21 protein-coding genes and 2 pseudogenes are annotated in these 26,225 nt (G+C 59.0%); 9 read left to right on the top strand and 14 right to left on the bottom strand.

Annotated features, from left to right (window positions below; translation table 11 throughout):
* Positions 1-37: 37 nt before the first annotated feature.
* Positions 38-667 carry a hypothetical protein gene (locus TU84_RS11540; RefSeq protein WP_048369211.1) on the top strand — a complete coding sequence of 210 codons (630 nt, stop codon included), beginning with the start codon at positions 38-40 and terminating at the stop codon, positions 665-667.
* 66 nt (positions 668-733) lie between these two features.
* On the opposite strand, the gene kch (TU84_RS11535) is transcribed toward TU84_RS11540, so the two are convergent.
* The 11 genes and pseudogenes from kch (TU84_RS11535) to TU84_RS11485 all read right to left on the bottom strand — a co-directional run bounded on the left by kch (TU84_RS11535) (position 734) and on the right by TU84_RS11485 (position 11,246).
* Positions 734-1,909 carry a voltage-gated potassium channel protein gene (gene kch, locus TU84_RS11535; protein ID WP_048369210.1) on the bottom strand — a complete coding sequence of 392 codons (1,176 nt, stop codon included), beginning with the start codon at positions 1,907-1,909 and terminating at the stop codon, positions 734-736.
* A 136-nt stretch (positions 1,910-2,045) separates the two neighbouring features.
* Positions 2,046-3,218: a voltage-gated potassium channel protein gene (kch, locus tag TU84_RS11530; protein WP_048369209.1), complete on the bottom strand. Its 1,173-nt coding sequence runs from the start codon at positions 3,216-3,218 to the stop codon at positions 2,046-2,048.
* Positions 3,219-3,311: 93 nt separating this feature from the next.
* Positions 3,312-4,370 (bottom strand): HoxN/HupN/NixA family nickel/cobalt transporter, encoded by a 1,059-nt coding sequence (locus TU84_RS11525; RefSeq protein WP_048369208.1) that lies wholly within the window; start codon positions 4,368-4,370, stop codon positions 3,312-3,314.
* A 23-nt stretch (positions 4,371-4,393) separates the two neighbouring features.
* The gene (yut, locus tag TU84_RS11520) at positions 4,394-5,377 is read right to left on the bottom strand and encodes an urea transporter (RefSeq protein ID WP_088500380.1); all 984 of its coding nucleotides are present in this window, start codon (positions 5,375-5,377) and stop codon (positions 4,394-4,396) included.
* Between the two features lie 60 nt (positions 5,378-5,437).
* On the bottom strand, positions 5,438-6,400 hold the full coding sequence (locus tag TU84_RS11515; RefSeq protein WP_048369206.1) for an urease accessory protein UreD: 963 nt from the start codon (positions 6,398-6,400) through the stop codon (positions 5,438-5,440).
* Positions 6,397-7,053 carry an urease accessory protein UreG gene (ureG, locus tag TU84_RS11510; protein ID WP_048369205.1) on the bottom strand — a complete coding sequence of 219 codons (657 nt, stop codon included), beginning with the start codon at positions 7,051-7,053 and terminating at the stop codon, positions 6,397-6,399. The genes TU84_RS11515 and ureG overlap by 4 nt, the downstream gene beginning before the upstream one ends.
* A 28-nt stretch (positions 7,054-7,081) precedes the next feature.
* On the bottom strand, positions 7,082-7,768 hold the full coding sequence (locus TU84_RS11505; protein ID WP_048369204.1) for an urease accessory protein UreF: 687 nt from the start codon (positions 7,766-7,768) through the stop codon (positions 7,082-7,084).
* Between the two features lie 21 nt (positions 7,769-7,789).
* The gene (ureE, locus tag TU84_RS11500; protein ID WP_048369203.1) at positions 7,790-8,467 is read right to left on the bottom strand and encodes an urease accessory protein UreE; all 678 of its coding nucleotides are present in this window, start codon (positions 8,465-8,467) and stop codon (positions 7,790-7,792) included.
* Positions 8,468-8,571: 104 nt separating this feature from the next.
* Positions 8,572-10,290: pseudogene (locus tag TU84_RS11495) on the bottom strand (urease subunit alpha).
* A gap of 191 nt (positions 10,291-10,481) precedes the next feature.
* Positions 10,482-10,892 (bottom strand): annotated as a pseudogene (locus tag TU84_RS26750) (urease subunit beta); the annotation flags it as partial.
* A gap of 51 nt (positions 10,893-10,943) precedes the next feature.
* On the bottom strand, positions 10,944-11,246 hold the full coding sequence (locus TU84_RS11485; RefSeq protein ID WP_048369202.1) for an urease subunit gamma: 303 nt from the start codon (positions 11,244-11,246) through the stop codon (positions 10,944-10,946).
* Between the two features lie 755 nt (positions 11,247-12,001).
* On the opposite strand from TU84_RS11485, the gene TU84_RS11480 reads away from it, so the two are divergent.
* Positions 12,002-13,405 (top strand): FAD-binding oxidoreductase, encoded by a 1,404-nt coding sequence (locus tag TU84_RS11480; protein ID WP_048369201.1) that lies wholly within the window; start codon positions 12,002-12,004, stop codon positions 13,403-13,405.
* A gap of 35 nt (positions 13,406-13,440) precedes the next feature.
* Positions 13,441-14,394 carry a LysR substrate-binding domain-containing protein gene (locus tag TU84_RS11475; protein WP_048369199.1) on the top strand — a complete coding sequence of 318 codons (954 nt, stop codon included), beginning with the start codon at positions 13,441-13,443 and terminating at the stop codon, positions 14,392-14,394.
* A gap of 4 nt (positions 14,395-14,398) precedes the next feature.
* Here TU84_RS11475 and TU84_RS11470 read toward each other — a convergent pair whose 3' ends face one another.
* Both TU84_RS11470 and TU84_RS11465 read right to left on the bottom strand, forming a co-directional pair.
* Positions 14,399-15,742 (bottom strand): MFS transporter, encoded by a 1,344-nt coding sequence (locus TU84_RS11470; RefSeq protein ID WP_048369198.1) that lies wholly within the window; start codon positions 15,740-15,742, stop codon positions 14,399-14,401.
* A 476-nt stretch (positions 15,743-16,218) separates the two neighbouring features.
* Positions 16,219-17,631, bottom strand: a complete 1,413-nt coding sequence (locus TU84_RS11465) for an aminotransferase-like domain-containing protein (protein ID WP_048369197.1) — start codon at positions 17,629-17,631, stop codon at positions 16,219-16,221.
* A 153-nt stretch (positions 17,632-17,784) separates the two neighbouring features.
* On the opposite strand from TU84_RS11465, the gene TU84_RS11460 reads away from it, so the two are divergent.
* Both TU84_RS11460 and TU84_RS11455 read left to right on the top strand, forming a co-directional pair.
* Positions 17,785-18,558, top strand: coding sequence for a class II aldolase/adducin family protein (locus tag TU84_RS11460; RefSeq protein WP_048369385.1), 774 nt, complete (start codon positions 17,785-17,787; stop codon positions 18,556-18,558).
* Positions 18,559-18,701: 143 nt separating this feature from the next.
* Positions 18,702-19,736 carry an ABC transporter substrate-binding protein gene (locus TU84_RS11455; RefSeq protein WP_048369196.1) on the top strand — a complete coding sequence of 345 codons (1,035 nt, stop codon included), beginning with the start codon at positions 18,702-18,704 and terminating at the stop codon, positions 19,734-19,736.
* Positions 19,737-19,791: 55 nt separating this feature from the next.
* Here the strand turns inward: TU84_RS11455 and TU84_RS11450 are convergent, their stop codons facing one another.
* A complete protein-coding gene (locus tag TU84_RS11450) occupies positions 19,792-20,577 on the bottom strand; it encodes an SDR family NAD(P)-dependent oxidoreductase (RefSeq protein ID WP_048369195.1) in 786 nt (261 codons plus the stop codon).
* A gap of 395 nt (positions 20,578-20,972) precedes the next feature.
* Here TU84_RS11450 and TU84_RS11445 point away from each other — a divergent pair, with 395 nt between their 5' ends.
* The 4 genes from TU84_RS11445 (at position 20,973) to TU84_RS11430 (ending at position 26,072) form a co-directional block, all read left to right on the top strand.
* Positions 20,973-21,881 (top strand): LysR family transcriptional regulator, encoded by a 909-nt coding sequence (locus tag TU84_RS11445; RefSeq protein WP_048369194.1) that lies wholly within the window; start codon positions 20,973-20,975, stop codon positions 21,879-21,881.
* 155 nt (positions 21,882-22,036) lie between these two features.
* Positions 22,037-23,584 (top strand): MFS transporter, encoded by a 1,548-nt coding sequence (locus TU84_RS11440; protein ID WP_048369193.1) that lies wholly within the window; start codon positions 22,037-22,039, stop codon positions 23,582-23,584.
* A complete protein-coding gene (locus tag TU84_RS11435; protein ID WP_048369192.1) occupies positions 23,581-24,645 on the top strand; it encodes an HlyD family secretion protein in 1,065 nt (354 codons plus the stop codon). The genes TU84_RS11440 and TU84_RS11435 overlap by 4 nt, the downstream gene beginning before the upstream one ends.
* Complete coding sequence (locus TU84_RS11430; RefSeq protein ID WP_048369191.1) at positions 24,642-26,072, top strand: efflux transporter outer membrane subunit; 1,431 nt, start codon at positions 24,642-24,644, stop codon at positions 26,070-26,072. The genes TU84_RS11435 and TU84_RS11430 overlap by 4 nt, the downstream gene beginning before the upstream one ends.
* Positions 26,073-26,225 lie beyond the last annotated feature (153 nt).

Below are 26,225 nucleotides of genomic sequence, written 5' to 3'. Positions count from 1 at the left end.
TGCCAATGAAGGCACACTAAGAAAGGGAGCAATGAAGATGGTTCGCAGATTTTTGGGCGTTGTAGCGTTGGTATTGCTGGCCGGTTGCGCCACTAATCGGGCAGAAGTGGATGTGGATGTCTTGCCGCCGGGCAATACGCAAACGTCTGCCCCGAGCAATGGCAAGAAGGTGTTTGTCAGTGCCGTTGATGAGCGAGTTTTTCAGATCAAACCAGACAGTTTCGATATCCCTTCCCTGAAGTACGACGATATTGACGACAAGTCGATTACCGAACGGGCGATTGCGCGCAAACGCAACAACTTCAATTGGGCCATTGGCGATGTGCTGCTGCCCAAAGGCCGCACGGTGGCCGGGTTGGTGAGTGATGCGGTGGCCAGTGCTTACCGTCAGGCCGGTTATGAGGTCGTGAGCACGCCAACGGGCAGTAATGTGCACAAGGTGCAGGTGCGCATTATTGAGTTCTGGTCATGGTCAGGTGTCGACGGGGTGCTGGACAAGGGCGTACGCAATCAGTCGCTGTTGCAGATCAAACCCGCAGGCGCGCCTGAGTACAGCGTGAAAACCCTGGTCACCGAAAACGCTAAGGTGGTGACCGACTCGGTCTGGAAGAACATCACCGAAGAGGGTCTTGAGGCCATTACTCAGGAAACCCTGAAGAAGCTTTAATCCGCTTGCAGGGCGAGGCTGTGACGGGTGTCATAGCCTCGCTTTACTCTTCAGCGAACACACGTTTTACGCCAGTGACGTGCGCTTGCCGAAAAACATTTCAGTGATCAGATCGTTGTTGATGGTGTCGCCTTGCAGGGTGCGTATCAGCAATTCACTGCCCAGCAGCGGCAGTGACAACAGCAGGGTCGGGTTCACGCGTTTGACCTTGGAGATGTTCTGAGTGTCGTTGACCAGCGCAATGATCTTGGTGTTTTCGCCGGCCACTTCCTTGGCCGCCAAAATGGTGAATACGTTTTGTGCATCGCTGTCCGACAGGGTGACGATGTACTTGGCTGCACCGGCGTCCGCCAATTTGAGGGTCGCGGTGGCCGACGGGTCCCCCTCGATGATGTCGGCCTTGTCTGGCAGATCGTGCTGGCTGCCCGGAGCGCAGATCACCGTGACATGCTCGCCACGTGCTGTCAGGCCTTTGTAGACGTTGTGGGCCAATGAACTGGCGCCCACCAGGATGTAGTGTTTTTTGCGCGCCATGTGGGTCATCCGGCCTTTAATGATGCGCTGGATATTGTTGCTGATCAGCGGCCCGACAATGGACGCCAGGGAAATGGCAAACAGAGTGATGCCCAGCACAATCACCGTCAGGCAAAAATACCGGGACACGGTGGAGTGCGGGAGGATGTCGCCAAAGGCAACGGTGGTCATGACCTCGAGCGCGAAATAGAACGCCGTGGTCAGGTCGGTGACCGGCGGTGCGAACTGCTCCCCCAGGTACAACGTGCCCAGCGTGCTGTAGACGGTCAGCGAGGCCAGGCTGACGATTGCAAAAAAGCTGCCGGTGGCCAGGCTGTAGTGGTCAAAACGTCGCCAGTCATAAAAAAGCACGGCGATGCTGACTAACGAAAGGTAAGTGACGTAGCTGGGCTTTTTCTCGATGAAAAAGTCGATGCAGACCGCCGCCAGCAGTAACAGCAGAGCAAAGAACCAACTGATCCGTGACTTGATCAGCAGCCCGAATGACATCAGTACAAGCACAAAGCCTGTGATGACCACGGGGATTTCCAGCAAGGCGAAAAAGCCCAGGGCTTCTTTCCATGAGTGAAACGAGTTGCCCGCAGCTTCGGCCTGCGCGAGCCAGCGTAGCCACACGGGCAGGACCATTGCACAGCCATTGATTGCCACCAGCAGCGCGACGCCATAGGCAAAACTGAGTCGCGATTTAACTTCCTGTAATAAAGCCATGGTTCCCACCTACCACATGTCCGTTATGAGGTTCGGGGGAGTGTAGGACAGGTTTTATGTTTTACGCTGGCAGGGCGAGGGGCTCCGCAATGGCCTTGTTCCAGACCATTGCGGGGCAAAACGAAAGGGCGTTTGGTTACAGCGACGTGCGCTTGCCGAAGAAGATTTCGGTGATCAGGTTGTTATCGATCTGGTCGCCCTGCAGGGTGCGCACCAGCAGTTCACTGCCCAGCAACGGCAGGGACAACACCATGTTCGGAGCCACGCGTTTGACCTTGGGGATGTTGTCGGTTTCGTTGACCAGCGCGATGATTTTGGTGGTGTCGCCGGCCACTTCCTTGGCAGCGAGAATGGTGAACACATTCTCTGCATCGTTTTCACGCAAGGTGACGATGTATTTGGCCTCGTCGGCACCGGCCAGTTTGAGGGTCGCGGTTGAAGACGGATCACCCTCGATAATGTCGGCGGTTTCCGGCAGTTCGTGCTGGGTGCCAGGAACATTGATGACGGTGACGTGCTCGCCACGATCAATCAGGCCGGTATAGACGTTTTGCGCCAGTGAGCCAGTGCCGACCAGGATGTAATGATTTTTACGGGCCATGTGGGTAATCCTGCCTTTGACAATGCGTTGAATGTTGTTGCTGATCAGAGGTCCGGCAATCGACGCCACCGACACCGCGAAGATGGTGATCCCCAGAATAATCACCGTGACGGTGAAGAGCCGGGCATCGGTGCTGTGCGGCACGATGTCGCCAAAGCCGACGGTCGACATCACCACAATGGAGAAATAGAACGCCGAAGGCAGGTCGTTGACCTCGGGGGTGAACTGATCGCCCAGGTACAGCGTGCCCAGTGTGCTGTAGACAATCAGCGAGGCGATACTGACGATCGCAAAGAAGCTGCCGGTGGCCAGGCTGTGGTGATCAAAGCGGCGCCAGTAAAAAATCAGCAGGGCGATGGTGAACAACGAGTAGTAGGCCACGCCGTTGGGATTTTTCACGATGAAAAAATCGACGCAGACCGTGGCGATCAATAACAGCAGCGAAAAAAACCAACTGATGCGTGACTTGAGCAACAGACCGATCGACATCAGCACCAGCAAAAACCCGACGACAAATCCGGGGATTTCCAGCAAGGCTAAAAAGCTTAAGGCGTCCTTCCACGAGTTAAAGACACCGCCCGCCGCATCGGAGTGGGCGATGCCGCGTTGCAGCACCGGCAGAATCAGGGCCATCCCATTGATGGCAGCCACCAGGGCTACCCCATACGCAAACGAGAGTCGCGATTTAACTTCCTGTAATAAAGTCATAATTCCTACGACGTGTCTATTTAGCGGTTTCAAGAGTGTAGGTCAGGTTAATACACCTGACCTTTCTGGCTTCGCGCAGTTTAACAAGTGCCCTTAGACGCTGGCACCCAGTCGGTCATAGCCTCGCAAGTAGTAGTTGAGCCCCGAGATCAGCCAGCAGAGCACGAACAGGGCGATGATCCAGTAGCCAATTTCTCCAAAGTTGTCGTTAAGCGCCGCAATCGGCGCCCATATTCCGCCGCTCAGGTCCAGCTTGTCAGCGATCAGGCCCAGCGCTTCGACGCCGCCGATAAACAACGCGACAAACACCGACGCGGCGGTGATGGTGATGTTGTAGTAGAGCTTGCGCACGGGCTTGGAGAAGGCCCAGCCATAGGCGCCGATCATCACGAAGTTATCGAGCGAGTCGATCAGCGCCATACCGGCGGCAAACAGCACCGGGAACACCATGATTGACCACAGGTTGATGCCTTGTGAGGCGCTGGTGGCGCTGATACCCAGCAGCCCGACTTCGGTGGCGGTGTCAAAGCCAAGGCCGAACAGAAACCCCACCGGGTACATGTGCCAGCTTTTATTGACCAGGTTAAACAGGCGGCCAAAGATGCGCGCCATCAGCCCGCCCTTGTTGGCCACCAATAGGTCCAGTTCTTCGGCGGGCAAGGTGTGGCCCGCCTTGACCTGTTTGAACTTTTTGTACACCGACAGCAGGATCACCAGGTTAAGCACGCCGAACAGCAGCAGGAACACCGAGGACACCAGGGTGCCGATCAAACCGCCGGTTTCATGGAACCACTCCATGTCGTCCTTGAAGGCCATGGCGGTGGCGGCGATGGCAAAAGAGGCGAGGACCACAATGGTTGAGTGTCCGAGGGAGAACCACGTACCGACGGCAATCGGTCGCTTGCCTTGCTGCATCAATTTGCGCGTGACGTTATCAATGGCCGCGATGTGGTCAGCATCCACCGCATGGCGCAACCCGAAGCCGTAGGCCAGCAACGCGGTGCCCATCAGTACCGGGTTGCTGCCGAACTCGATAAACGCCCAGGCCCACGCGAGCAGGTTGGCGACCACCAGGCCTACCAGTAAATAAATGGCCCGCCTAGTGGTAGCGCTGGTGTCAGAAAGGCTGGAAGGGTGAGCGACAGGGGTCATTGTTGTTCCTCAAAACACTGCACTTATTGACGATGAGAGGGCATAACGTCCTTGTTCGGCACCAGAAATAACCACGACGCGAGCACAAAAGGCATGGTCAGGGTCGGGATGCCCACAGGGGCCAACACAGTATTCAAAGCACCCTGCACAAATACAGTGAAAATTACACCGATCAGCGTGTAGATCAGTACCCGCAAGCGCGGCTTGTTGAAGGTTGAGCCCAGCGCGATGGCGGTCAGTACGGCACTGAACGCATACAAGCCGTTGTTGATGGCCGACTGCTCGCCCTGCAACAGGCTTGCCACCAGCACCGCCAGTAATGAACCCACCAGCCCAAACAGCGCTGCCCACAACGAAGACACTGCCAGACCGGCCAAAAATAATAAACTGCCGACCACGGTGCTCATCAAAAACACTTCGGAGATGCCGTAGAACGTGGCATGGAACACGTCGATGCCGTCGAGCAGGTCTGGTGTATGCGCGACCAGATCGTGGGGCAGGTTGGGCAGGGGCAGTGCGTGGCTGTTCAGGCCGCCAAAGGCATAGCTGGCCAACAGCATGGTCCAGGTCACCAGAACGAAGGGCGCCGTCAGGGCCGCGACTTTCCAGGTTTTCAGAATGTCGGCAATGCAGATGGTGACGATCACCGAGACCACGCCGCCGAGGATGATGCACAGCCAGACGATGGGCGTGACCTCCAGAAACGTCGGCAAGCCAACACCCACCAGGCAGCCGTTGTAGCCGAACAGACCGGCTTTCCATGACGTCTGGTCCTTGAGGTGCATGCCGGTAAACGTGGCTGCGACGGTGCCCAGCACGCTGCCAAATGCGACCGCCGGATTGCCTTCGGCAAAGGCTCCGACAAATATCGCGGCAAAAAACAGCAAGCCGGTCAGCGGGTTGTTCTGGAACATCACCTGCGCGCAGCCGCGCAGGGTGACGTCAATAAACCCCAGCAGTGCGTTGCTGTTTGCCAGTTGCGACCACTTGGATAACGCCGCGTGCATAGTGACTGTCTCCATCGAACCCCGCTGGGAGCCGTGTTCACCTGCTCCCGTCAGCGGCGTTTATTTCCACAAAAAGGGCGGTGGCAAGGTCACGCCCAAGATCTCTTCACGGGCGACGGCCCAGAACGCGCGGATTTGCGCTTTCACGGTGCCGCTGTCATTGCCCAGTACTTTGAAGATTAAGCCGCACTGATTGGGCAAACGTGTGACACCGCTGGCCAGTCCCGCCTGCCTGTCAAATACGGCCGGGATGCGCTCGACAATGCGGTCGTGATGTTCCTGGGGCGTGAGCAACACCACGTTGGCGAACACGTCAAAGGTTTGCATGACGCCGACGGCGTCCAGGCTTTGCTTTTTCGGCTCCAGCACGTATTTCTCGACAAACAGCTCCTTGCCCTCGAGGGTTTCGGCGGACACCCGGGAGGAATACACATCAAAGCCGAAACGCTCATCGACATGGTGATACTTGCGCCCCGACATCAGGGTCTCGCAGTAAAGGGCCGTTGCCGTCGGGTGGATACTGATGCGCGTGTCAGTGATAAACCGCGCATCGCGATGAGGGATCAGCGGGTCGGGCATAAACTCCAGGTAGCCGTTTTCTTCGATTCGCAGGTGCTGAACCTGCGTGGCGTAGTTGGCGTTCATGGAGTGCACTTTGGTCGCCGACTGGGTGGTGACATGCCCGCAGGCGCCCACGCCCACGTTCACATCCGTGGCCAGACGGTCGCCCTGGAGCACGCAACCCGAGGTCGAGATCATGGTCACACAGGGCAGTTGCGGCAGTGCTTCGTCCCAGTACAAGGCCCGTTGCACCAATGACGGCACGCGCCGCTCCATGTCTGCCAGTACGCTGCGCTTGCCGCGTTGTTCAAAACCCAGGCGCAGGTAGCCGCTTTTGCCGACGGCGCCGCTGTGCATCTGCGCGGGTTCGTCCTGGTACTGCGCGAGTTCCGGGGCGTCGTTGCCGAGTGAATGAGCACGAAGCCGTGAAGGGTTGTTCACGATCTGGCTCTGCGCGGTCATGCCGTAACCTCAGCCTGGGTCGCCGGGGAAGAGGGTTTGTGGGCGAACAGGAACATGTGTTCGATCATGTCCACCAGCGCTTCGATGCCATGCCCGGTTTTGCAGTTGGTGAGGATGTAAGGGCGGCCACTGCGCACCACTTGGGTGTCGCTTTCCATGACCTCCAGGCTCGCGCCGACGTAAGGCGCCAGGTCGATCTTGTTGATGATCAGAATGTCCGCCTGGACCAGGCCGGGGCCGTTTTTGCGGGGGATTTTCTCGCCTTCGGCGACGTCGATCACGTAGATATAAAAGTCGGCCAGGGCGGGGCTGAAGGTCAGGGTCAGATTGTCGCCGCCACTCTCGATCATGATCAGGTCGCTGTCCGGGAACTTCTCTTCCATCTCTTCGACCGCGGCGATGTTCATGCTCGGGTCTTCGCGTACCGCCGTGTGCGGGCAAGCGCCGGTTTCAACGCCGAGGATCTTGTCTTCGTCGAGGATGCCCTTGAGCGTGCGCTTGACCTGTTTGGCGTCTTCGGTGGTAACGATATCGTTGGTGATGATCAGCGGCTTGTACCCACGCTGAATCAGGATCGGGGTGATCACTTCAATGACGGCGGTTTTGCCGGAGCCGACCGGGCCGCCAATACCAATACGGGTAATCTTTTTCACAGGCTCTTCCTTGGAAAGTGCAACGGATTCAGTTCATGAACAAACGCACATGGGCTTTGACGTGGACCGCCGCCAGCACGTCGACGATGGGGACATACGACGACATTTGCTCGATGTCGCCGATTTCTGCGATGTCGCAGAAGGTTTCGATGTCATGGTTCAGTTCAAACAAAATGCGCTGGGTGTCGAGGTGGGTGACCCGCATCAGGCGCATGGCCGCGCTGAGGATGGTCATGGCCACACCGTACTGGTGCATCACCACCACTTCTCGGGCACCGATGCCCTGGGTCGACATGACCACGGCCTGGGTGACGGGGTAGGTGCCAGCGGCATGACCGGCTTTGATGTGTTCGAGCCACCAGCGCACCAGTGGTTTTTCCACCACATGGATCGACATTTCGGCGAGTTTTTTGCCCATGCGGGTGGCCATTAACCGGCTTTCTTCATTGAGCTTGCGGTTGTTCACCGCCCAGTCGGCGCGCAGGATCGCGTCACGGTCATCGGCCACGGCGGCCCGGTGCGCCGCGACCACGCCCATGCCGTCACAACTGGCGGCCTGTTTGAGGGCGGTGAGGACAAACCCCTTGAGGCTGTCGACATCGTGCACGATGCCGGTCTGAATCGCCGACTCCACGCCGTTCGAGAACGAAAATGCGCCGACGGGCAATACCGAGTCGCCAAACTGCATGATGCGAATCAGGTCTGATGCGTTCATCCAAAGCGCCTTATGCCGGGTTTAGTGCTTAGAGTCATGGCTGTGAAACGTCAGGCCGTTGTCATGGCTATGGCTGTGCGGGTCATGCAGGTATTGGCCTTTGATCTGCAGGGCGGCGGCTTCCAGTTTGTCCTGGGGGCTGGCCACATGAACGTGGGTGGCGGTTTCTTCGGCGCCACCAAACAGCAGGCGCGCTTCAGAAGGGGTGAGGTTGGGCAGCACGGCGGCACCGCTGATAAAGGCGTAGGGCAGGTGCTCAAAGCCGTGGGTGCGCATCACTGAATCCATCATCTTGGTTTCCACCGTGAGCGGGATGTACACCTCGTTGTTTTTGGTCACCGCTTTCCAGTGCTGGTTGCCCAGGGCATGCCCGAGTTCGAAGCTGGTCTTGATCAGTACGTCCAAGGGTTGCTGCTTGAGTTCTCTCAAGTCAATGACCATCACGTCGCGCAGGTTGAGTTGCACCACCACGGCATGCCGGGTGGGCTCATCCCACATCAGTACGTCGCCGTCAGCCAGCACCACGTTGCGATCCAGCGAGATCCCGAGGTCAAGCCCGCCGACGCTGGTGCGGCGGCAGCGGCTTTTTTGCGCTTCACGCTGATCGAGGACCAGCACATCAATGTTGGCGCCTTGCAGTTTTTGCTTCCAGGCCGGGTCTTTCTTGGCATTGCCCAGAATGTGTTCAATCAAAATCACGTCAAAAACTCCTTATTGAACCCTGTAGGAGCGAGCTTGCCTCGCGATCTTTTGATCGTTTAAAAGATCGCGAGGCAAGCTCGCTCCTACAGTCAGATGGTGGCTTAGCCGAAGAAGTAGCGCTGGTTCATGGCGGCCACGTCGATGGGTTTGCACGTGGCGTGCACGCCGTCGACCTTGACCTCGAAGGTTTCCGGATTCACTTCGATTTTTGGCGTTTGGTCGTTACGCACCAGGTCTTTTTTGGAGATGGTGCGGCAGTTGCGTATGGCCATGACCTGGCGGTCCAGCCCGGCTTTTTCCTTGACCCCGTCCTCCAGCGCGGCTTGCGACACAAAGGTCACGCAGGTGTCCTGCAGGGTTTTGCCGAAGGCGCCGAACATGGGGCGGTAGTACACCGGTTGCGGCGTGGGCAGAGAGGCGTTGGGGTCGCCCATGGCGGCCCAGTTGATCATCCCGCCCTTGATCACCATTTTTGGCTTGGCCCCAAAGAACCGTGGGTCCCAGAGCACCAGATCGGCCATTTTGCCGACTTCGACCGAGCCCAGAACATGGCTCACACCTTGGGCAATGGCTGGGTTGATGGTGATTTTCGCGACGTAGCGCAGCACCCGGAAGTTGTCGTTATCCGGGCTGTCTTCCGGCAGTTTGCCGCGAGAGGCTTTCATCGCGTGGGCGGTTTGCATCACTCGCAGCCAGTTCTCACCGACGCGGCCCATGGCCTGGGAGTCGCTGGAAAACATCGAGATCACGCCCATGTCCTGCAGCACGTTTTCGGCGGCGATGGTTTCCGGGCGCACCCGGCTTTCTGCAAACGACACGTCAGCGGGCACGTTGGGGTTGAGGTTGTGGCACACCATGATCATGTCGAACAGCTCTGCCTGGCTGTTGACGCCATAGGGCAGGGTCGGGTTGGTCGAACTCGGCAGTACGTTGAGCTGGCTGGCCACGCGGATAATGTCCGGGGCGTGGCCGCCACCCGCACCTTCGGTATGGAAGGTGTGAATGGTGCGGCCTTCAAAGGCATCAATGGTGTCTTCGACGTAGCCGCCTTCGTTCAGGCTGTCGGTGTGAACCGAGACCTGCACGTCCATTTCATCGGCAATGCGCAGCGAGTGACGCAGGGCATTGGAGGTGGCGCCCCAGTCTTCGTGGACCTTGAGGCCAGCGACCCCGGCAATGATTTGTTCGGCCAACGGGGCGTGGGCATAAGAGTTGCCTTTGCCCAGCAAACCGACGTTGATCGGCAGGCCTTCAATGGCCCGCAGCATCTTGCGGATGTTCCACGGGCCGGGGGTCACGGTGGTGCCGTTGGTGCCATCCGTGGGACCAATGCCACCGCCGAAAAAGGTGGTGATGCCATTGGACAGGCCGTGATAAGCCTGTTGCGGCGAGATCAGGTGAATATGGGTATCGATCCCGGCGGCGGTCAGGATCAAGTGCTCGCCCGAGATGGCATCGGTGCTGACGCCGACCACCATGTCTGTACTGATGCCGGACATCACGTCCGGGTTGCCGCTTTTGCCGATGCCGCAAATCTTGCCGTCACGAATACCGACGTCGGCTTTGATCACGCCCTGAATCGGGTCAATGATGGTGACGTTGGTGATCACCAGGTCCAGCACGCCGTTGTCGCGGGTCAGATGGTTGTTGTGACCCATGCCGTCGCGCAGGGATTAACCCCCTCCGTAGACCGATTCTTCGCCGTAACCGCGCAGGTCCTTTTCGATTTCGACGAACAGGTTGGTATCGCCCAGGCGGATTTTATCGCCGGTGGTGGGGCCAAACAGGCCTGCGTATTCTTTGCGTGAAATGGTGGGCATCGGTGGCTCCTTGCTAATGCCGCGCTGGCGCTGAAGGCGTCACTGCGCAGGTGCAAAAAAAGTGAGTGCATGAGGGGCTGTGCGGGCTACGGATCGGTCTTGGAAAACTTGAAACCCAGCTCGGTGGCAAGTTGTATGGCTTGCAGTTTTTCCGCGCGCTCATGCAGGGCGATGGTGTTGTCTGGCGCCCAGCCGTCGACCAGATTGTTGAAGCCGTACACAGTCTGTTTGCCACCGTAAGGGATCAGCGACACTTCAATTTCATCGCCCGACTCAAAACGGATCGCCGTGGTCGAAGTGATGTTCAGACGTTTGCCAAAGGCGGCAGCCCGGTCGAATTCCAGTGCGCGGTTCACTTCAAAAAAGTGGTAATGCGAGCCGATCTGAATCGGGCGGTCGCCGGTGTTGCGCACTTTGATCTGGGTCACCGGGCGGTCTTCGTTGAAGGTGATCGGTGTGCTGGCGTAGACAATGCCGCCCAGTGGTACATCGTCCTCCTGGCTTTTGGGCACGCCACCGGGGTCTTTGGCGTTGGGGATGCTGTGCTCAGGATGCGTGTCCTGGTGCGGGCTGGCGGGTGCGGCAGTTTTTTTGCGGGTCATGACGGGCTCCTCAAAACAGGGCTGTGTGCGTTGAGCGATCAAGCCAGGCCGTTATTTGATCGGGTCGTGAACGGTCACCAGACGGCTGCCGTCAGTAAAAATCGCCTCAACCTGAACGTTCGGAATCAGCTCGCTGACGCCTTCCATCACATCGTCTTTGGTCAGCACTTTGCTGGCTTCTGTCATGACGTCTTCAACCGACTTGCCGTCCCGGGCGCCTTCCAGGGCCGTGACGGTGATAATTGAAACGGCCTCCGGGTAGTTCAGCTTCAAGCCACGCGCCTTGCGGCGCAGCGCCACGTCCGAGAGGGTGTAAACCATGAGTTTGTCGATCTCTCTGGGGGTGAGTTGCATAAGCCCTCCTGTCTACAGTGCGGTAAAAATGAGTGTTCGGCGTGTAGGGCAGGGCATGAACCTGCGCCCACACAAAAAGGCCGGTAACGGGCTGAGCCGTTCAGGCGTGGTGACAATAAATGAGGGTTTTACAGGGGCTACCCACCCCGATTGACGGGCCGTAGGCACGTAATACCCGATGCAGGTGTGTTTCATCGGCTCGACCGTTCAAATCCATTGCGGTGGGGGCGATCTGAGCCTAGACCATATTTTTTGAGGGGTGAGCGCACGAGCAATTATTTGGGCACAGGGGTTGCCAGAGCGTGTTGGCAGGGAGTGTTTTTGTTTTTTATTTTTTTTGATTTAAAACAATCAGTTAGTTATTTTCTCGTGACTTTTTCAGAGCGTTCATCGTGAATTCGCGTTGTTATAAAAAATCACGAGACGGTAAAGAATCTTAGTTTTAAGTAGGTTAATTCCTACTTAATAAGTAGGAATTGTCTTTAGTTTTTTTTGCGCTCAACGTCGATGAGCAGCTACGTGTTCTCGATAGAGCGCGGCATGTATACCGTCCCGCCAGTACGTTGCTTTACCCAATTGCATAGAGAGCCCCACGACGGCGAAGGATCGGGCAGCCACCGTAGTTCAGGCTGGCGCGATTGACCATGTGCCATGCTTTAAGCAGATAGTACCCTCTGTATTTGGAATGGCGAGGAGGGCGCCTGCTGCGTTTAAGATGCTCGCGTGGTGCCAAAAAAATAATCGAGGATGGCCTGATGAACGCAATTCCAACGCTGCTGAACCGCAAGCCCTTGCCCGAGTCTTTATTGCTCGCACTGGGGCAACTTTTGGGCACGCGGCTGTCGACGTCGGCCAGTGTGCGCGAGCACCACGGCAGCGATATTTCGTCGTTGGGCCCGGTCCCGCCGGATGCGGTTGCGTTTGTCGAGAGCCTTGAGGAGATCATCAGCGTCTCGAGCCTGTGCCATGCCCACGATGTGCCGATGATTCCTTACGGCAGCGGCACCTCACTTGAGGGTTGGCTGCAGGCGGTGCAGGGCGGGGTGTGCATCGATGTGTCGGGCATGAACCAGATTATCCAGATCCGCCCGGACGACATGGACGTGACGGTGCAGCCGGGTGTAACGCGCAAACAATTGAACGCCGCTTTGCACGGCACCGGTTTGTTTTTTCCAATTGATCCGGGGGCCGATGCGTCGTTGGGCGGCATGGCCTCGACCCGGGCGTCGGGCACCAACGCTGTGCGTTACGGCACCATGCGCGAGAACGTGCTGGGCATGACCGCAGTACTGGCGGACGGTCGAGTGATCCAGACCGGCGGCCGGGCCCGCAAGTCTTCGGCCGGGTATGACCTGACGCACTTGCTGGTGGGTTCGGGCGGTACGTTGGCGACCTTCGCCGAGTTGACGGTTAAATTGCACCCCTTGCCTGAAGCCGTGTCGGCGGCCATTTGCACCTTCCCTTCAGTGGATCAAGCCGTGCAGGCGGTGATCCAGACCATTCAGTTGGGCGTGCCGATTGCCCGCATCGAGCTCATCGATGCGCTGACCGTGCGGGCGATCAACGCTTACAGCAAGACCTCACTGCGTGAAGCGCCGTCCTTGTTTTTTGAATTGCATGGCTCGGAGTCCGGGGTTAAAGAGCAGATTGAAACCGTGCGCCTGGTGGCTGATGAACACGGCGGCCAGGACTTTGAATGGGCGGTCAACCCTGAAGACCGCACCCGGCTGTGGCAAGCGCGGCACGATGCCTACTTTGCTTCGGTGGCGTTGCGTCCCGGCTGCCGATCCTTGACCACCGACTCGGTGGTGCCGATTTCGCGCCTGGCCGAGTGCATTGAAGCGACCGCCGCAGACCTTGAAGAAAATGGCCTGCTGGCGCCGATTTTTGGCCATGTGGGCGATGGCAACTTCCACGCCTTGATCCTCGTCGACCCCGACAATGCCGATGAAGTGGCCCGCGCCGAAGCGGTGGCGCACCGCCTGGCTGAGCGGGCCATTGCCTACGAAGGCAGTTGCACCGGTGAGCACGGCATTGGCTTGACCAAGCGGGACTACATGGCGGTCGAGCATGGCCAGAATGCGGTGGATGTCATGCGTTCAATCAAGCACGCACTAGACCCCAAAGGCTTGATGAACCCCGGCAAGATTTTTGGCTGACGCCTGGGCGCCTCAAGGGCTGTAGAATCGCCAGCATGGAAATTCGACAGCTCAAATATTTTGTGGCGATTATCGACTGCGGCAGCCTCTCGGGGGCTGCCCGCGAAGTCTTTGTGGCCCAATCGGCCCTGAGTAAACAGGTCCTGGAACTCGAAAAAGAACTCGGGGTGCAGTTGTTGCACCGCAGCCGCAACGGCGTCAGCGCGACGGATCCGGGCAAAGTCTTCTACGAGTACGCCCAAGGCATTCTCAAGCATCTGCAGGACGCCCGCGTGGCGGTCCTCGACTCGGCGCAAACCCTCAGCGGTTCGGTGGTGGTGGCCTTGCCGCAGAGCGTCGCCAGCCCGCTGGCTTTGCCATTGCTGCGTGCGGTGGCGGCGCGTTATCCGCATATCAGCCTGAACCTCAATGAAGAACTGACCGGCAATCTGTTTGAGCAACTGCTGTACGGGCGCATTGACCTGGCGTTGTTTACCGATGTCGGCTTGCCTGCCGAAATCGCCTTCAGCCCGCTGCTGCAAGAGGACTTTTACTGGCTCAGCGCGGCGACCGATCCACAGCCTCCGGGCACCGGCGCCCTCACGCTTGAGCAGGCACTGGCGCGCCCGCTGGTGTGGCCGGGGCTGGCCCACGGGCATTGCACGCGGGCGCTGGTTGAGGCTGCGCTGGCCAAACAGGGTGCGTTCGTTGAGTCGGTGGCCCTTGAGGTCAACTCGGTACACATTCTTAAAAGTGCGGTGGAGGCGGGGATCGGGCCGACAATAATGCCGCTCAATCTGGCTCGCCGCGAAGTCGACGAGGGGCGGTTGATTGCGCGGCGCATAGACTGCCCCGGGTTGAATCGGCGTGTAGGGTTGTGCGTGTCGACGCGCATGCCATCGACCCCGGCGCGGCAGGCCGTGGCCGACCTGATACGTCAGGTGGTCAGCGACATGTGCCTGCAGGATCAATGGCCCGGCAGCCATGTGCTGACCGCCGGGCCTGCCTGAGCGGTCAGGGTTGCTGAGGCAGCGGGTTGGCCTGGGCCAGCCCGCTGATATCGGCCTTGACCTTGGGCACACAGAGGCCCAATACGCCGCCCAGCACCAGCACCGCCGCCATCATGTACATCGAGGCTTGGGTGCTGCCGGTGACTTGGGTGATCCAGCCGACCACGATGGTGGCAAAGAAGCCTGCGACGTTGCCCATGGAGTTGATCAGCGCGATACCTGCCGCTGCGGCAGCCCCGCCGACCACTGCGGTGGGCATGCTCCAGAACACCGGCAGGCTGCTGACCATGGCCGCCGTGCCAATGGTCAAGCCGATCATGCCGAGCAGCAGATTGCCGCCGAACAGTGTGCCAAACAGCACCCCGGCGGCGCCCAGGGTGGCGCAAATTGCCAGGTGCCAGCGGTACTCACGATGGCGGTCTGAGCTGCGCCCCACCAGCACCATGACCACCGCCGCTGCGGTGAACGGAATCGCCGAAAGCATGCCGATCACCCACGGTTGCTCGATGCCGCTGTTGCGGATAATGGTCGGCATCCAGAAGCTGATGATGTACTGGCCCATGACCAGGCAAAAATACACGCCGCCCAGCAGCCATATTTTCGGGTTGAGCAACCCTTCGCGTATCGAGTGTCCTTGCTTGCCTTGGTTGTCGCGCTCGATGGCGGCCTGCATGCCTTGTTTTTCCTCGGCCGTCAGCCACTTGGCATCGGCGATGCGGTCATGCAACAGATAAAACACCGCCATGCCCAGCGCCACCGCCGGCAAGCCTTCGATCACAAACAGCCACTGCCAGCCTGCGTAACCTGCCACGCCATGCATGTACTGCATGATGAAACCGGAAATCAGTGAGCCCAGCATGTTGGAAATCGGCAAGGCCGAGATAAACAACGCCACCATTACGCCCCGGCGATGGCCTGGGAACCAGGTGGTGAGGTAAAAAATAATCCCCGGGAAGAACCCGGCTTCAGCCACACCGATCAAAAAACGCAGGGTGTAAAAGCTCCACGGTGTTTGCACAAACATCATTGCCGCCGAGAGCAACCCCCAGGTGACCATGATCCGTGCGATCCAGCGGCGCGCGCCGTAACGGTGCAGGGCGATGTTGCTCGGGACTTCAAACATCAGGTAACCGATGAAGAAAATCCCGGCGCCCAGGCCGTACACCGCTTCACTGAATTTAAGGTCATCGAGCATCTGCAACTTGGCAAAGCCGACGTTGACCCGGTCCAGGTACGCGACCAGAAAACACACCATCAGCAGCGGCATGACACGCCATGCCGTTCTGCGATAAGCCGAATCCAGATGCTGATCAATGCGCTCGGGGTGAGGCGAAGATGAATGAGTCATGAGAAGCCCTTTTTGTTATAGCGCGCCTGAACACGGGCGTGGCCAGGCATCCTTTTTAGGCCGTGCAGAACATAACGTTTACGTAAACGCCAGCAGGGCAACCCAGACTCTAGAGTCGATAGACAATTCACACAATCGTCAGAACGTTTTTTGTAGGACAAAAAACCCCGAATACCTTGTAGGAGTTACCGCCCCGTCTACGACGCCGCGCTGTCGCGCAGCAAACAGGCCACCGAATATCTTCAGCATCCCCCAATCGGTTCCCTCTCCTTCGGGAGAGGGCTAGGGTGAGGGGGCTCTTAGATCAAGATCAAAAGATCGCGAGACAAGCTCGCTCCTACAGAGCCTTTAGAATCAATCACTTATTTTGTGTTTGAAGGAGGGGCCGCAGGCTGCGATCTTTTGTTGGGATGTTTATACAGGTTTTGCGTGCGCCACAATCTGTAGGAGCGAGCTTGCCTCGCGATCTTTTGATCTTAGAGGCGCTCTATCTCCCGCTCCAACAGCCGGTAAATGCGCTCATCCAGGGAATGCGCCACATTGAATCGCATCCACGGAACGATCTGCGCGTTGGGCATGAATAACTGACCGGGGGCCAGCAGGATTTTTTCGTCGCGGGCTTTGGTTGCCAGTGCGGTGGAGTCTTCGATCAAGGGATGACGGGCCCACAGAAACATCCCGGCATGGGGTTTGACGAACAGCTCCATGCCCACGCCTTCCAGTAACCGCGCGACGGTTTCGTGGGCGTCGGCGAGATTGCTCTGTAACTGTTTGACGTGTTTGCGGTGGCGGCCCTGAAGCAACACCGTCAGGGCCAGCTCCTCGGTCAGCTCCGAGGTGGTAAGGCCGCTGACCAGCTTGAGCGGCACCAATTCGTCGATCAGTTCCTGGTGCGCCGCTACAAACCCGACCCGCAATGCCGGGGCAATGGTTTTCGAAAAACTGCCGATGTAGATCACCCGCGACAGCTGATCCATGCCCGCCAGCGCTTGCTGGCCGGTGGTGTCGAGGTCGGCGTAAATGTCATTTTCGACAATCAGGAAGTCGTACTTTTCAGCCAGTTGCAGCACCCGGTGTGCCACCGCCAGCGACAGGCTGGTGCCGGTCGGGCAGTGCAGGCGAGTGTTGGTGAAAAACACCTTGGGCCGATGCTGGATAATCAGCGCTTCAAGCACCTCAAGGTCGAAGCCATCGAGGGTGCGCGGCACACCCAGCAGTTTGGCCCCTTGCAAACGCAAGTTGAGGAACAGGTTGTGATAGCCCGGTTCGTCGACCAGCACACTGTCACCGCGCTGCACCAGATAACGTGTGACCAGGTCCAGCGCATGGCTGCCGCCGCTGGTCAGCATGATTTGCTCAGGGTGGGCGGCGATTCGCGTGTCTGCCAATTTTTCGGCAAGTTTAGCGCGCAGCCGCGGTGAACCTTTGGCCTGCCCGTAACCGGAAAAACTGCCGGGCTCGTTGCGGGCCAAAGTGCGCAGCCCGCGTTGCAGGCCGTCGTGGTCTGTCCACTGCTCGGGCAGCAGGCCAATGCCCGGGCGTAATTCCATGCCCATGGGCTGGAAGACTTTTTGCAGCAGCAAGTGCGCGTCAAAGTCGAACTCAGTGTCTTCCTCGTGGGGCTCCGGTACAGGGTCGGGGCGCGGGTTGCCGGGGCTGCTGCGCACATAGAAACCGGCGTTGCGCACCGGCGTCAGGTGACCGAGCGCCACCAGGCGGTCGTAGGCTTCGACAGCAGTAAAGTGGCTAACCTTGTGGGTCTGCGCGAATTTGCGGATCGAAGGCAGTTTGCTGCCGGATTTCAGCCGGTGTTCTTTGATCGCCAGGCTGATCCCCGAAACGATCTGGTTGACCAGTGACTCCTCGGAGTCGGGATCCAAAAACATCATAAACATCCGTCCAGGCTCGAAGGGCTGCGGTGTGTGTACCGGTAAAAAGACCATAACAGTAATGCGCCGGCAGCAGGATTTCTGTGCATGGTCGCCGGTGGCGTGCGGGGGCAAGCTTATGCCATTGCCACCTCAATCGAACAAGGACCCGCGATGCACGACACGCCTTTTCAATTCGACCGCAGCCTGATTTCCGATGACGAGTGGAAAACCCGTTGCGACCTGGCAGCACTGTACCGGCTGGTGGCACATTTTCGAATGACCGATCTGATCGACACGCACATTTCGGCTCGGGTGCCGGGTGAGGAAGGGCACTTTCTGATCAACCGCTACGGGGTTTTGTTCCATGAAATGCGCGCGTCCGATCTGGTCAAGATCGACTACGACGGCAATACCGTCGATGCCCATCACGGCCCTGACAGCATCAACCGTGCGGGTTTCAACATCCATTCAGCGATTCATGCTGCGCGCCATGACATCAGTTGCATCGTGCATACCCACACCTCGGCGGGCATCGCGGTGTCCGCGCAAGAAGACGGCTTGTTGCCGATCAGCCAGCACGCGCTGAAGTTCTACCGGCGTCTGGGTTACCACGATTACGAGGGTATTGCTCTAAACCCGGATGAGCGCCAACGCCTGGTGCGCGACCTCGGCCCGCACATGGTGATGATTTTGCGTAACCACGGTTTGCTCGCCACCGGCCGCTCGATTGCCGAGGCGTTCAATCAGATTTACTTCCTGGAGCGCGCGTGTCAGGCCCAGGTTCAAGCGCAGGCGGGCGGGGCGACGTTGCGGTTCCCCTCCGAGGCCGTGTGTGAGCTGACCGCTCAACAGTCCGATGACGAGATCGAGCACAACCTGCATCAACTGGCCTGGTCGTCTGTGCTGCGTTTGATTTCCAAAGATCAAGGAGATTACCAAAGCTGAGGGACAGCAGCGGTCAGGTCGTCACCGGCCTGACTCAACACTCGACTGGCCCCAGAGCCAGATGTGCGAAGCTGGGCGCTCGCTCAGTGAGCGCTGCCAAGCGTGATTCAACTCTGCCATAACAATTAATCCTAGAGGTAGATATGAAAAAGACAGCAATCGGAGCCTTGCTTATCGCGGCTATTTCGGCCAATGCGATGGCTAACGAAATTACCGTGATTTCGTTTGGTGGTGCCAGCAAGGACGTGCAGACCGACGCGTTCTACAAACCCTTCGCCAACGCCAGTGGCAACAAAGTGATCGCGGGTGAGTACAACGGCGAGATGGGCCGGATCAAGGCCATGGTCGACACCAAGAGCGTTAACTGGGACGTCGTGCAGGTCGAAGCGCCGGAGCTGATTCGCGGTTGCGAAGAAGGCCTGTTTGAACCCCTCGATCAGAGCAAGCTGGGCAACCCGGCGGACTACGTGCCCGGCACGCTGTCAGAGTGCGGCGCCGGTGTGCTGGTGTGGTCGATGGCCATGGCCTACAACGGTGACAAAGTCAGCAGCGCGCCGACCGGCTGGGCCGATTTTTGGGACACCCGCAAATTTCCTGGCAAGCGCAGCCTGCGCAAAGGCGCCAAGTACTCGCTTGAAGTAGCGTTGATGGCCGACGGCGTACCGTACGCCGACATCTATAAACAGCTGTCGACCAAGGAAGGCGTCGATCGCGCATTCCGCAAGCTCGATGAGATCAAGTCCGATATCCAGTGGTGGGAAGCCGGTGCGCAACCGATGCAGTTTCTGGCCAGCGGTGACGTGGTCATGACCACTGCCTTTAATGGCCGGGTATTCGCCGCTCAACAATCCGGGGCCAACCTCAAGGTGGTCTGGAATGGCAGCATCTACGCCATCGACTCGTGGGCGATCCCGACTGGCAGCAAAAACAAGGACGTGGCTGAAGACTTTATTGCCTTCACCCTCAAGCCGGAAAACCAGAAGATCCATACCAAAGAGTTGGGCTACGGCTCGGTCAACCTGAACACCGCAGCATTGTTGGACCCGGCCCTGGCAGCACGGCTCAATACCGCGCCGGATAACCTGTCCCAGGCCATGCCGATCAATAACGAGTTCTGGGTCAACCATGGCGAAGAACTGGAACAGCGCTTCAATTCATGGGTCGCCAAAACCAAGTAACCGCGGCGAATGAATGCGGCCTGCCAGCAGGCCGCATTGCGTTTGGTGCAGAGGTTCAGATAACCGGATTGCGCCCGCCGTTCACCGGCAGGATCGCGCCGACGATGTAACTGGCCCGGTCGCTGGCGAGAAACAGCGCCGCGTCGGCCACTTCCTCAGGTTTCCCGTAACGCCCCAGCGGCACGCTGGCCACGCCACGCGCCAACGCTTCTTCGGGGGAAATATTCAAGCGCTTGGCTTCCACGGCCACCGATTGTTCGACCCGGCCGGTGAGGGTATAGCCGGGGTTGATCGCATTGATCCGGATGCCCTGCGCCGCGTAGTGTTCGGCGGCGCCGACGGTGGCCAGCATTAATGCGGCGTTGGCGGCCCCGCCGGACAGGTGAGTGCTGGTCGGCACCTTGCCGCCCGAACCGATGATATTGACGATTACGCCCTGACCGCGGGCGCGCATGCCCACCAGTACGGCTTGCTGGCTATTGATCACCGGATAGTATTTGTCCTCCATGCCCGCGCGCAGCGCCTGGCCGTCGAGGTCTTGCGGGTCATAGCGTTTGGCCGCTCCGGCGCTGTTGATCAGGATGTCGACAGGGCCATGCTGCGCTTCGATATCGGCGATCACCTGCACTGCATTTTCGTAGACCGACAGGTGGGCGGCAAAACCGCTTGCCTTGATCCCGTCCTGCTCCAGGGTTTTGAGCGCAGCTTCGATGTTCTCAAGGGTTCGCGACACGATCACCACACGAGCCTGTTCCTGGCCGAATGCGCGAGCGCAGGCCAGGCCGATGCCCTTGCTGCCGCCGGTAATGACCACAAGTTTTCCACGCAGATTGAGATTCATGCCAGGGTTCCTGTCAGTGGGTTAAACGAGTGAGCATCATAGACCTGATGATGGGTACGCAGCAGCTGTTGGCCAGATCAAGGTCAAGAGATCGCGAGGCAAGCTCGCTCCTACAGCTGTGTCGTCACAGACAAGACGAGGGCGTCAAGCAGCGAGAAAAAAGGGCCATTACCCTCATGGGGATCCGGTAATGGCCAAGATTCTCAACCAAAGAGAGCGTCAGGCATCAACCTGACGGCGGGCAATTTACCTGTCCGGGGTTTAGTTAGCTAGCTAAGGAGCTGGGATACAGTTTTACCTTCTGCGCAATAATGGTGCGCCGTTTGCCTTCTCTAATGGGCGATGCTGTTTGATGCATCTGGCCTCTGCGGGCCTTAAACGCTAACCTTGCGGCCATGCAAATACCTGACTTGAATCTGCTGGTTGCCCTCAATATCTTGCTCGAAGAGGGCTCTGTGGCGGGCGCTGCCCGACGCATGAACCTCAGTGCTCCGGCCATGAGCCGCACCCTGACGCGTATCCGCGAAGTGTTAAATGACCCGATTCTGGTGCGTTCCGGGCGCGGGCTGGTGCCAACCCCCAGAGCGCTGGAGTTGCGCGAGCAGGTACGCGGCGTGGTGGAGCTGGCGCACGGGGTGTTCACCCAAAGCCAGGACAGCGATTTGCGCACGCTGGAGCGCACGTTCAGCATTCGCTCCAACGATGTGTTTTTCGGTGTGTACGGCGAAGCGTTGCGCCAGCGCATGGCCCAGGAAATGCCCAAGGCGACCTTGCGGGTTGTGCCCGAAGGATTTACCGACGATCAGGCGCTGAACGAGGGGCGCATCGATTTGACCATCTGCGCCACGAACAAATTTTCTGCGGACATCAAGGTCCAGCGCCTGTTTACCTGTCCGTTTGTGGGGCTGGCCCGCGAAGGTCACCCCATTTTTGACCAGCCGCTCACCGTGCAACGCTTTGTCCAGTTTGACCACATCAGCGTGTCCCGCCGAGGTGTTCCTCGTGGGCCGATCGATTCGATGCTGGCCGAGATGGGCCTTGAACGGCGCGTGTCCTTTACCACGCCGACTTTTTATTCCGCGATCTTTGCCCTCGCAGCTTCCGACCTGATTTTGCCGCTCATGCCGAAGATGCTAGTTAAAACCCTTGAACCCATGGGCTTGAAGCTGCGCCAGTTTGAGTTGCCCATCACCCTGCAGCCTGTCGAAATCAGCCAGGCCTGGCATCCGCGTCTGGACAATGACCACGCCCATCGCTGGTTGCGTCGCACCCTCAAAACCTTCTGCGATAACGCTACTGTCTGATTGTGGATTGCGTCTGGCGCACTCCACAGTTAGCTATTTATCAATTTTTATAGCATTGCCGCTTGGTTAAACTTTTTGTCATCTAGTTAGAAGACGGAGTTAGCCATGTATTGGCGTTTTAAGTGTGGGCGTGATTGGGCGCCGGGAGCCTGGCGGTGACCTCGCTGGCCGCAGGCTCGGTCAGCGTCGCGCCGCCCGTTGCAGCGCCACCGGCCAGTGCCGCGTTTGGCCTGCGGATTTTTACCGGGTTGGTGGGGGTACTGCTAGCGGTGTTGGTCTCGGGTTTTAACGAGAACGTGACCAAAGTGGCGATGCCGGACATACGCGGCGCCATGGGCATCGGTTATGACGAAAGCACCTGGTTGCTGGCGGTGTATTCGGCCACGTCGATCAGTGCCATGGCCTTCGCGCCGTGGTGTGCGGCGACGTTCTCGCTGCGCCGCTTCACCTTGTGTGCGATCGGCGCGTTTTTGCTGCTGGGCATCTTGTGCCCCTTCGCCCCCAACGTTTCTGTGTTGATGTTGCTGCGGACCTTGCAAGGGTTTGCCGGGGGCGCGTTGCCGCCCATGTTGATGTCGGTGGCGTTGCGTTTTTTGCCGCCGAACATCCGCTTGTACGGGCTGGGCAGTTATGCGCTGACCGCCACCTTTGGCCCCAGCTTTGGTACGCCGTTGTCGGCCTGGTGGGTGGAATACGCCGGTTGGCAGTGGGCGTTCTGGCAAGTCATTCCCCTCAGCCTGCTGGCCATGGCTTGTGTGGCCTGGGGTTTGCCACAAGACCCGCTGCGCCTGGAGCGTTTCAAGCAGTTTGACTGGCGCGGGCTGATGCTCGGCTTGCCCGGTTTGATCATGCTGGTGCTGGGCCTTGAGCTTGGCCAGCGGCTGAACTGGTTCGAGTCCGAAATGATCCGGATCTTTATCGTCGGCGGGCTGGCTTTGCTGGTGCTGTTTTTCATCAATGAATGGTCGCACCCGCTGCCGTTCTTCAAATTGCAGTTACTGAAGAACCGCAACCTCTCCAGCGCTTTGCTGACCCTGGCCGGGGTGTTGTTTGTGCTGTTGGCGGTGATCAAGATCCCGTCCAGCTACCTGGCGGAGATTCAGGGCTATCGCCCGCTGGAAACCGCGCCGGTGATGCTGATGGTGGCCTTGCCGCAATTGATTGCGCTGCCGCTGGTGGTCGCCCTGTGCAACCTGCGCCGGGTTGATTGCCGCTGGGTACTGGCCATCGGTCTGGGCTTGCTGGCGTTGGCCTGTGCACTGGGTTCGCAGGTGACCTCGGTGTGGAGCCGCGAGAACTTTTACGCCTTGCAGGCGATTCAAATCATCGCTCAGCCGATGGCGGTGATCCCTTTGCTGATGCTGGCCACGGGTGGCCTCAATCCGGCTGACGGACCATTCGCTTCGGCCTGGTTCAACACGGTTAAAGGCTTCTCGGCGGTGGCGGCGGGCAGCGTGTTGCAAGTGCTGACAATCAATCGTGAGCACTTCCACTCGATGAGCCTGGTCGATCGCCTGGGCAACTCGCCGCTGGTGTCTGCTGGTGTCGATCTGGCGCACCGGGTGCACCAGCAGGCGATGGTGCTGACCTCGTCGGATTTGTACCTGTGCATGGCCGGTGTCGCGATTTTATTGGTTGTCATTATTCCTTTTGGCCCGACGCGGATTTATCCGCCGGGCACAGTGGCGGGAGCAGTTAAATGAGTACAACAAACGGGCGCAAGCCTTTGCTGATGGCGGGTGCAGGGGTAATGGCGCTGGCGGTGCTGTACGGGTTGTGGCGCGTGGTGTTTGCCAACGGCCCGGAGCAAAGTACCAATGATGCTTATGTGAGTGCCGACTTCACCTTGATCGCGCCGAAAGTCGCGGGGTTTATTGATGAAGTGCTGGTGGAAGATAACCAGCCGGTCAAAGCCGGGCAGTTGCTGGCGCGCATCGATGCGCAGGATTACCAAGCCAGCGTGATGGCCGCCCAGGCCATGGTGGCTACAGCCCAGGCCCAGCAGATGAATGCTCAGGCGATGCTTGAGCGCCAGCGTTCGCTGATCGAAGAGGCCAAGGCCACGGTCGATGCCGACCTCGCCCAGGTGGAGTTCGCCGAGCACGAATTACAACGCTATGAGCACTTGGCCGGGCAGGGTGCAGGCACTCTGCAAAACTCGCAGCAGGCGAAGAACCGTTCACAGACAGCCCGAGCACAATTGGCGCAACACCGCGCGGCACTGGAAGCCGCCCGCCAGCAAACAAGAGTGCTGGCCGCGCAACACACTGCCGCTGAGGCCTCAGTGCAGCATGCACAAGCGTTGCAGGCACGGGCAGAACTGGAGTTGTCGTACACCCAGTTGGTGGCGCCGTTTGACGGCGTGGTCGGGCGCCGCAGCGTGCGCAAAGGTGCTTACGTCAAATCTGGCGACACCTTGCTCGCCGTGGTGCCGGTGGCCAAGGCCTACGTGGTGGCGAACTTTCTTGAGCATCAACTGACGCACATGAGCCCGGGGCAGCGGGTGATGGTCACGGTTGATACCTTCCCCGGCGAGCAACTGCACGGCACCGTCGACAGTATTGCCCCGGCCACGGGGGTGACGTTCTCGGCCATCGCGCCGGATAACGCCACCGGCAACTTCACCAAGGTGGTTCAGCGCATTCCGGTCAAAATCACCTTGGACTCAGACCAGCCGTTGATCCAGCAACTGCGTCTGGGTATGTCGGTGGATGCATCTGTCGACACCGCAAGCACCTCCGGGCAGCAGGTCAGCGCACGATGAACAGCAAAATAATGACCTGCGCCGTCACCTGTTACAGCCTGCTGAGCCTTGGCGGTTGTGTGATGGGCCCTGATTTCAGGACGCCCGAGACACCGTTGGCCGCGCATTGGGCGAACACGCCAAGCCAATCTGGGCACAGCGGGACGGTTGAGTCGCCGGTGGACATGCGTTGGTGGGACAGTTTTGGCGACGCGCAGCTATCGGCGTTGGTACGTGAAGCCCAGACGCGCAACTTCGACTTGCAAATGGCCGCCAGCCGTCTTGAGCAAAGCCGGGCCATGCGTCGTCAGGTCGCCGCCGACACGCTGCCGGCGGTAGACGGTTCGGCGGGCTACAGCCGCAGTCGCAACAGCCAGCGCGGCCTGAACGACCCGTCGGGTAAAGCGGGCAAGCAAGCGTTTAACCTGTGGAACGGCGGGCTCGGCATCAGTTGGGAAGCCGATTTGTGGGGCCGCGTGAAGCGCTCGGTGGAGGTGGCAGATGCATCGGTGCAAATGGCTGAAGAAGACCGCCATGCCGTGCAACTGCTGGTGATCGTGCAGACCGCCCAGGATTACATTGAACTGCGCAGCACCCAGCAAGGGCTGGCGGTGGTCGAGCAGAACCTGCACATCGCCCAACGCAGCCTGGAACTGACCCGGTTGCAACTCAAGGAAGGCGTGGCGACGGATCTGGAAGTCTCTGAAGCGGCCGCCCAAGTCGCAGAAATCCAGGCGCGTCTGGCACCCTTGCAACAGCACAGCGCGCAATTGATCAACGCCCTGAGCCTGTTGCTGGCGCGTGAACCGAGAGCCTTGCAGGCGCAATTGAGCACGCCTGCCAACGTACCGTCCTATGCCGCGACCGTACCGATCGGCTTGCCCAGCGAACTGGCAGAACGACGTCCGGACATTCGCCGCGCGCAGGCCCAACTGCATGCAGCCACGGCCGCCATTGGCGTCGCCGAGGCGGACTTTTACCCGCGCATTACCTTGTCCGGGAATATGGGGTTTCAGGCGTTGCAACTGTCGGACCTGGGCAGTTGGGGCTCGCGCAGCTTTGCCTTTGGCCCGGGGGTGAGCGTGCCCTTGTTCGAGGGTGGACGCCTGAAAGGCGCGCTGCAACTACAGGAAGGCCGCCAGCAAGAAGCCGGTATTGGCTTTCAGAAAACCGTGCTGCGTGCCTGGCACGAAGTGGACGACGCGCTGGTGGCGTACCAGGCCAACCAGCGCCGCCGAGACAGCCTGCTGCAGGCTGTCGCACACAACCAGCGGGCACTGGACAGCGTTCACCAACAGTACACCCAAGGCACGGTGGACTTTCTTAACGTGCTGACCGTGCAAAACGCACTGCTGGCCAACCAGGCGGCGCTGGTCGACAGCACCGCCCAAGTTTCACTGTCGCTGGTCGACCTGTATGGCGCGCTGGGCGGAGGCTGGCAAGGTTAAAAAATCTAGACCCTATCGCGAGACAGGCTCGGGCCAAGGATTTGAGGCGCATCCCGAATCCGAAGTACGAGCTTGTCTCGCGATAGGGTCTTTTTACTACCCCTCCACGTTGTAGGAGCGAGCTTGCTCGCGATCTTTTGATCTTAAAAGATC

Source organism: Pseudomonas helleri, from assembly GCF_001043025.1.
In the GTDB taxonomy this organism is placed as follows: Bacteria; Pseudomonadota; Gammaproteobacteria; order Pseudomonadales; family Pseudomonadaceae; genus Aquipseudomonas; species Aquipseudomonas helleri.
The sequence above is the reverse complement of the archived record's forward strand: the minus strand, read 5'-3'. Positions and strand labels throughout refer to the sequence as shown.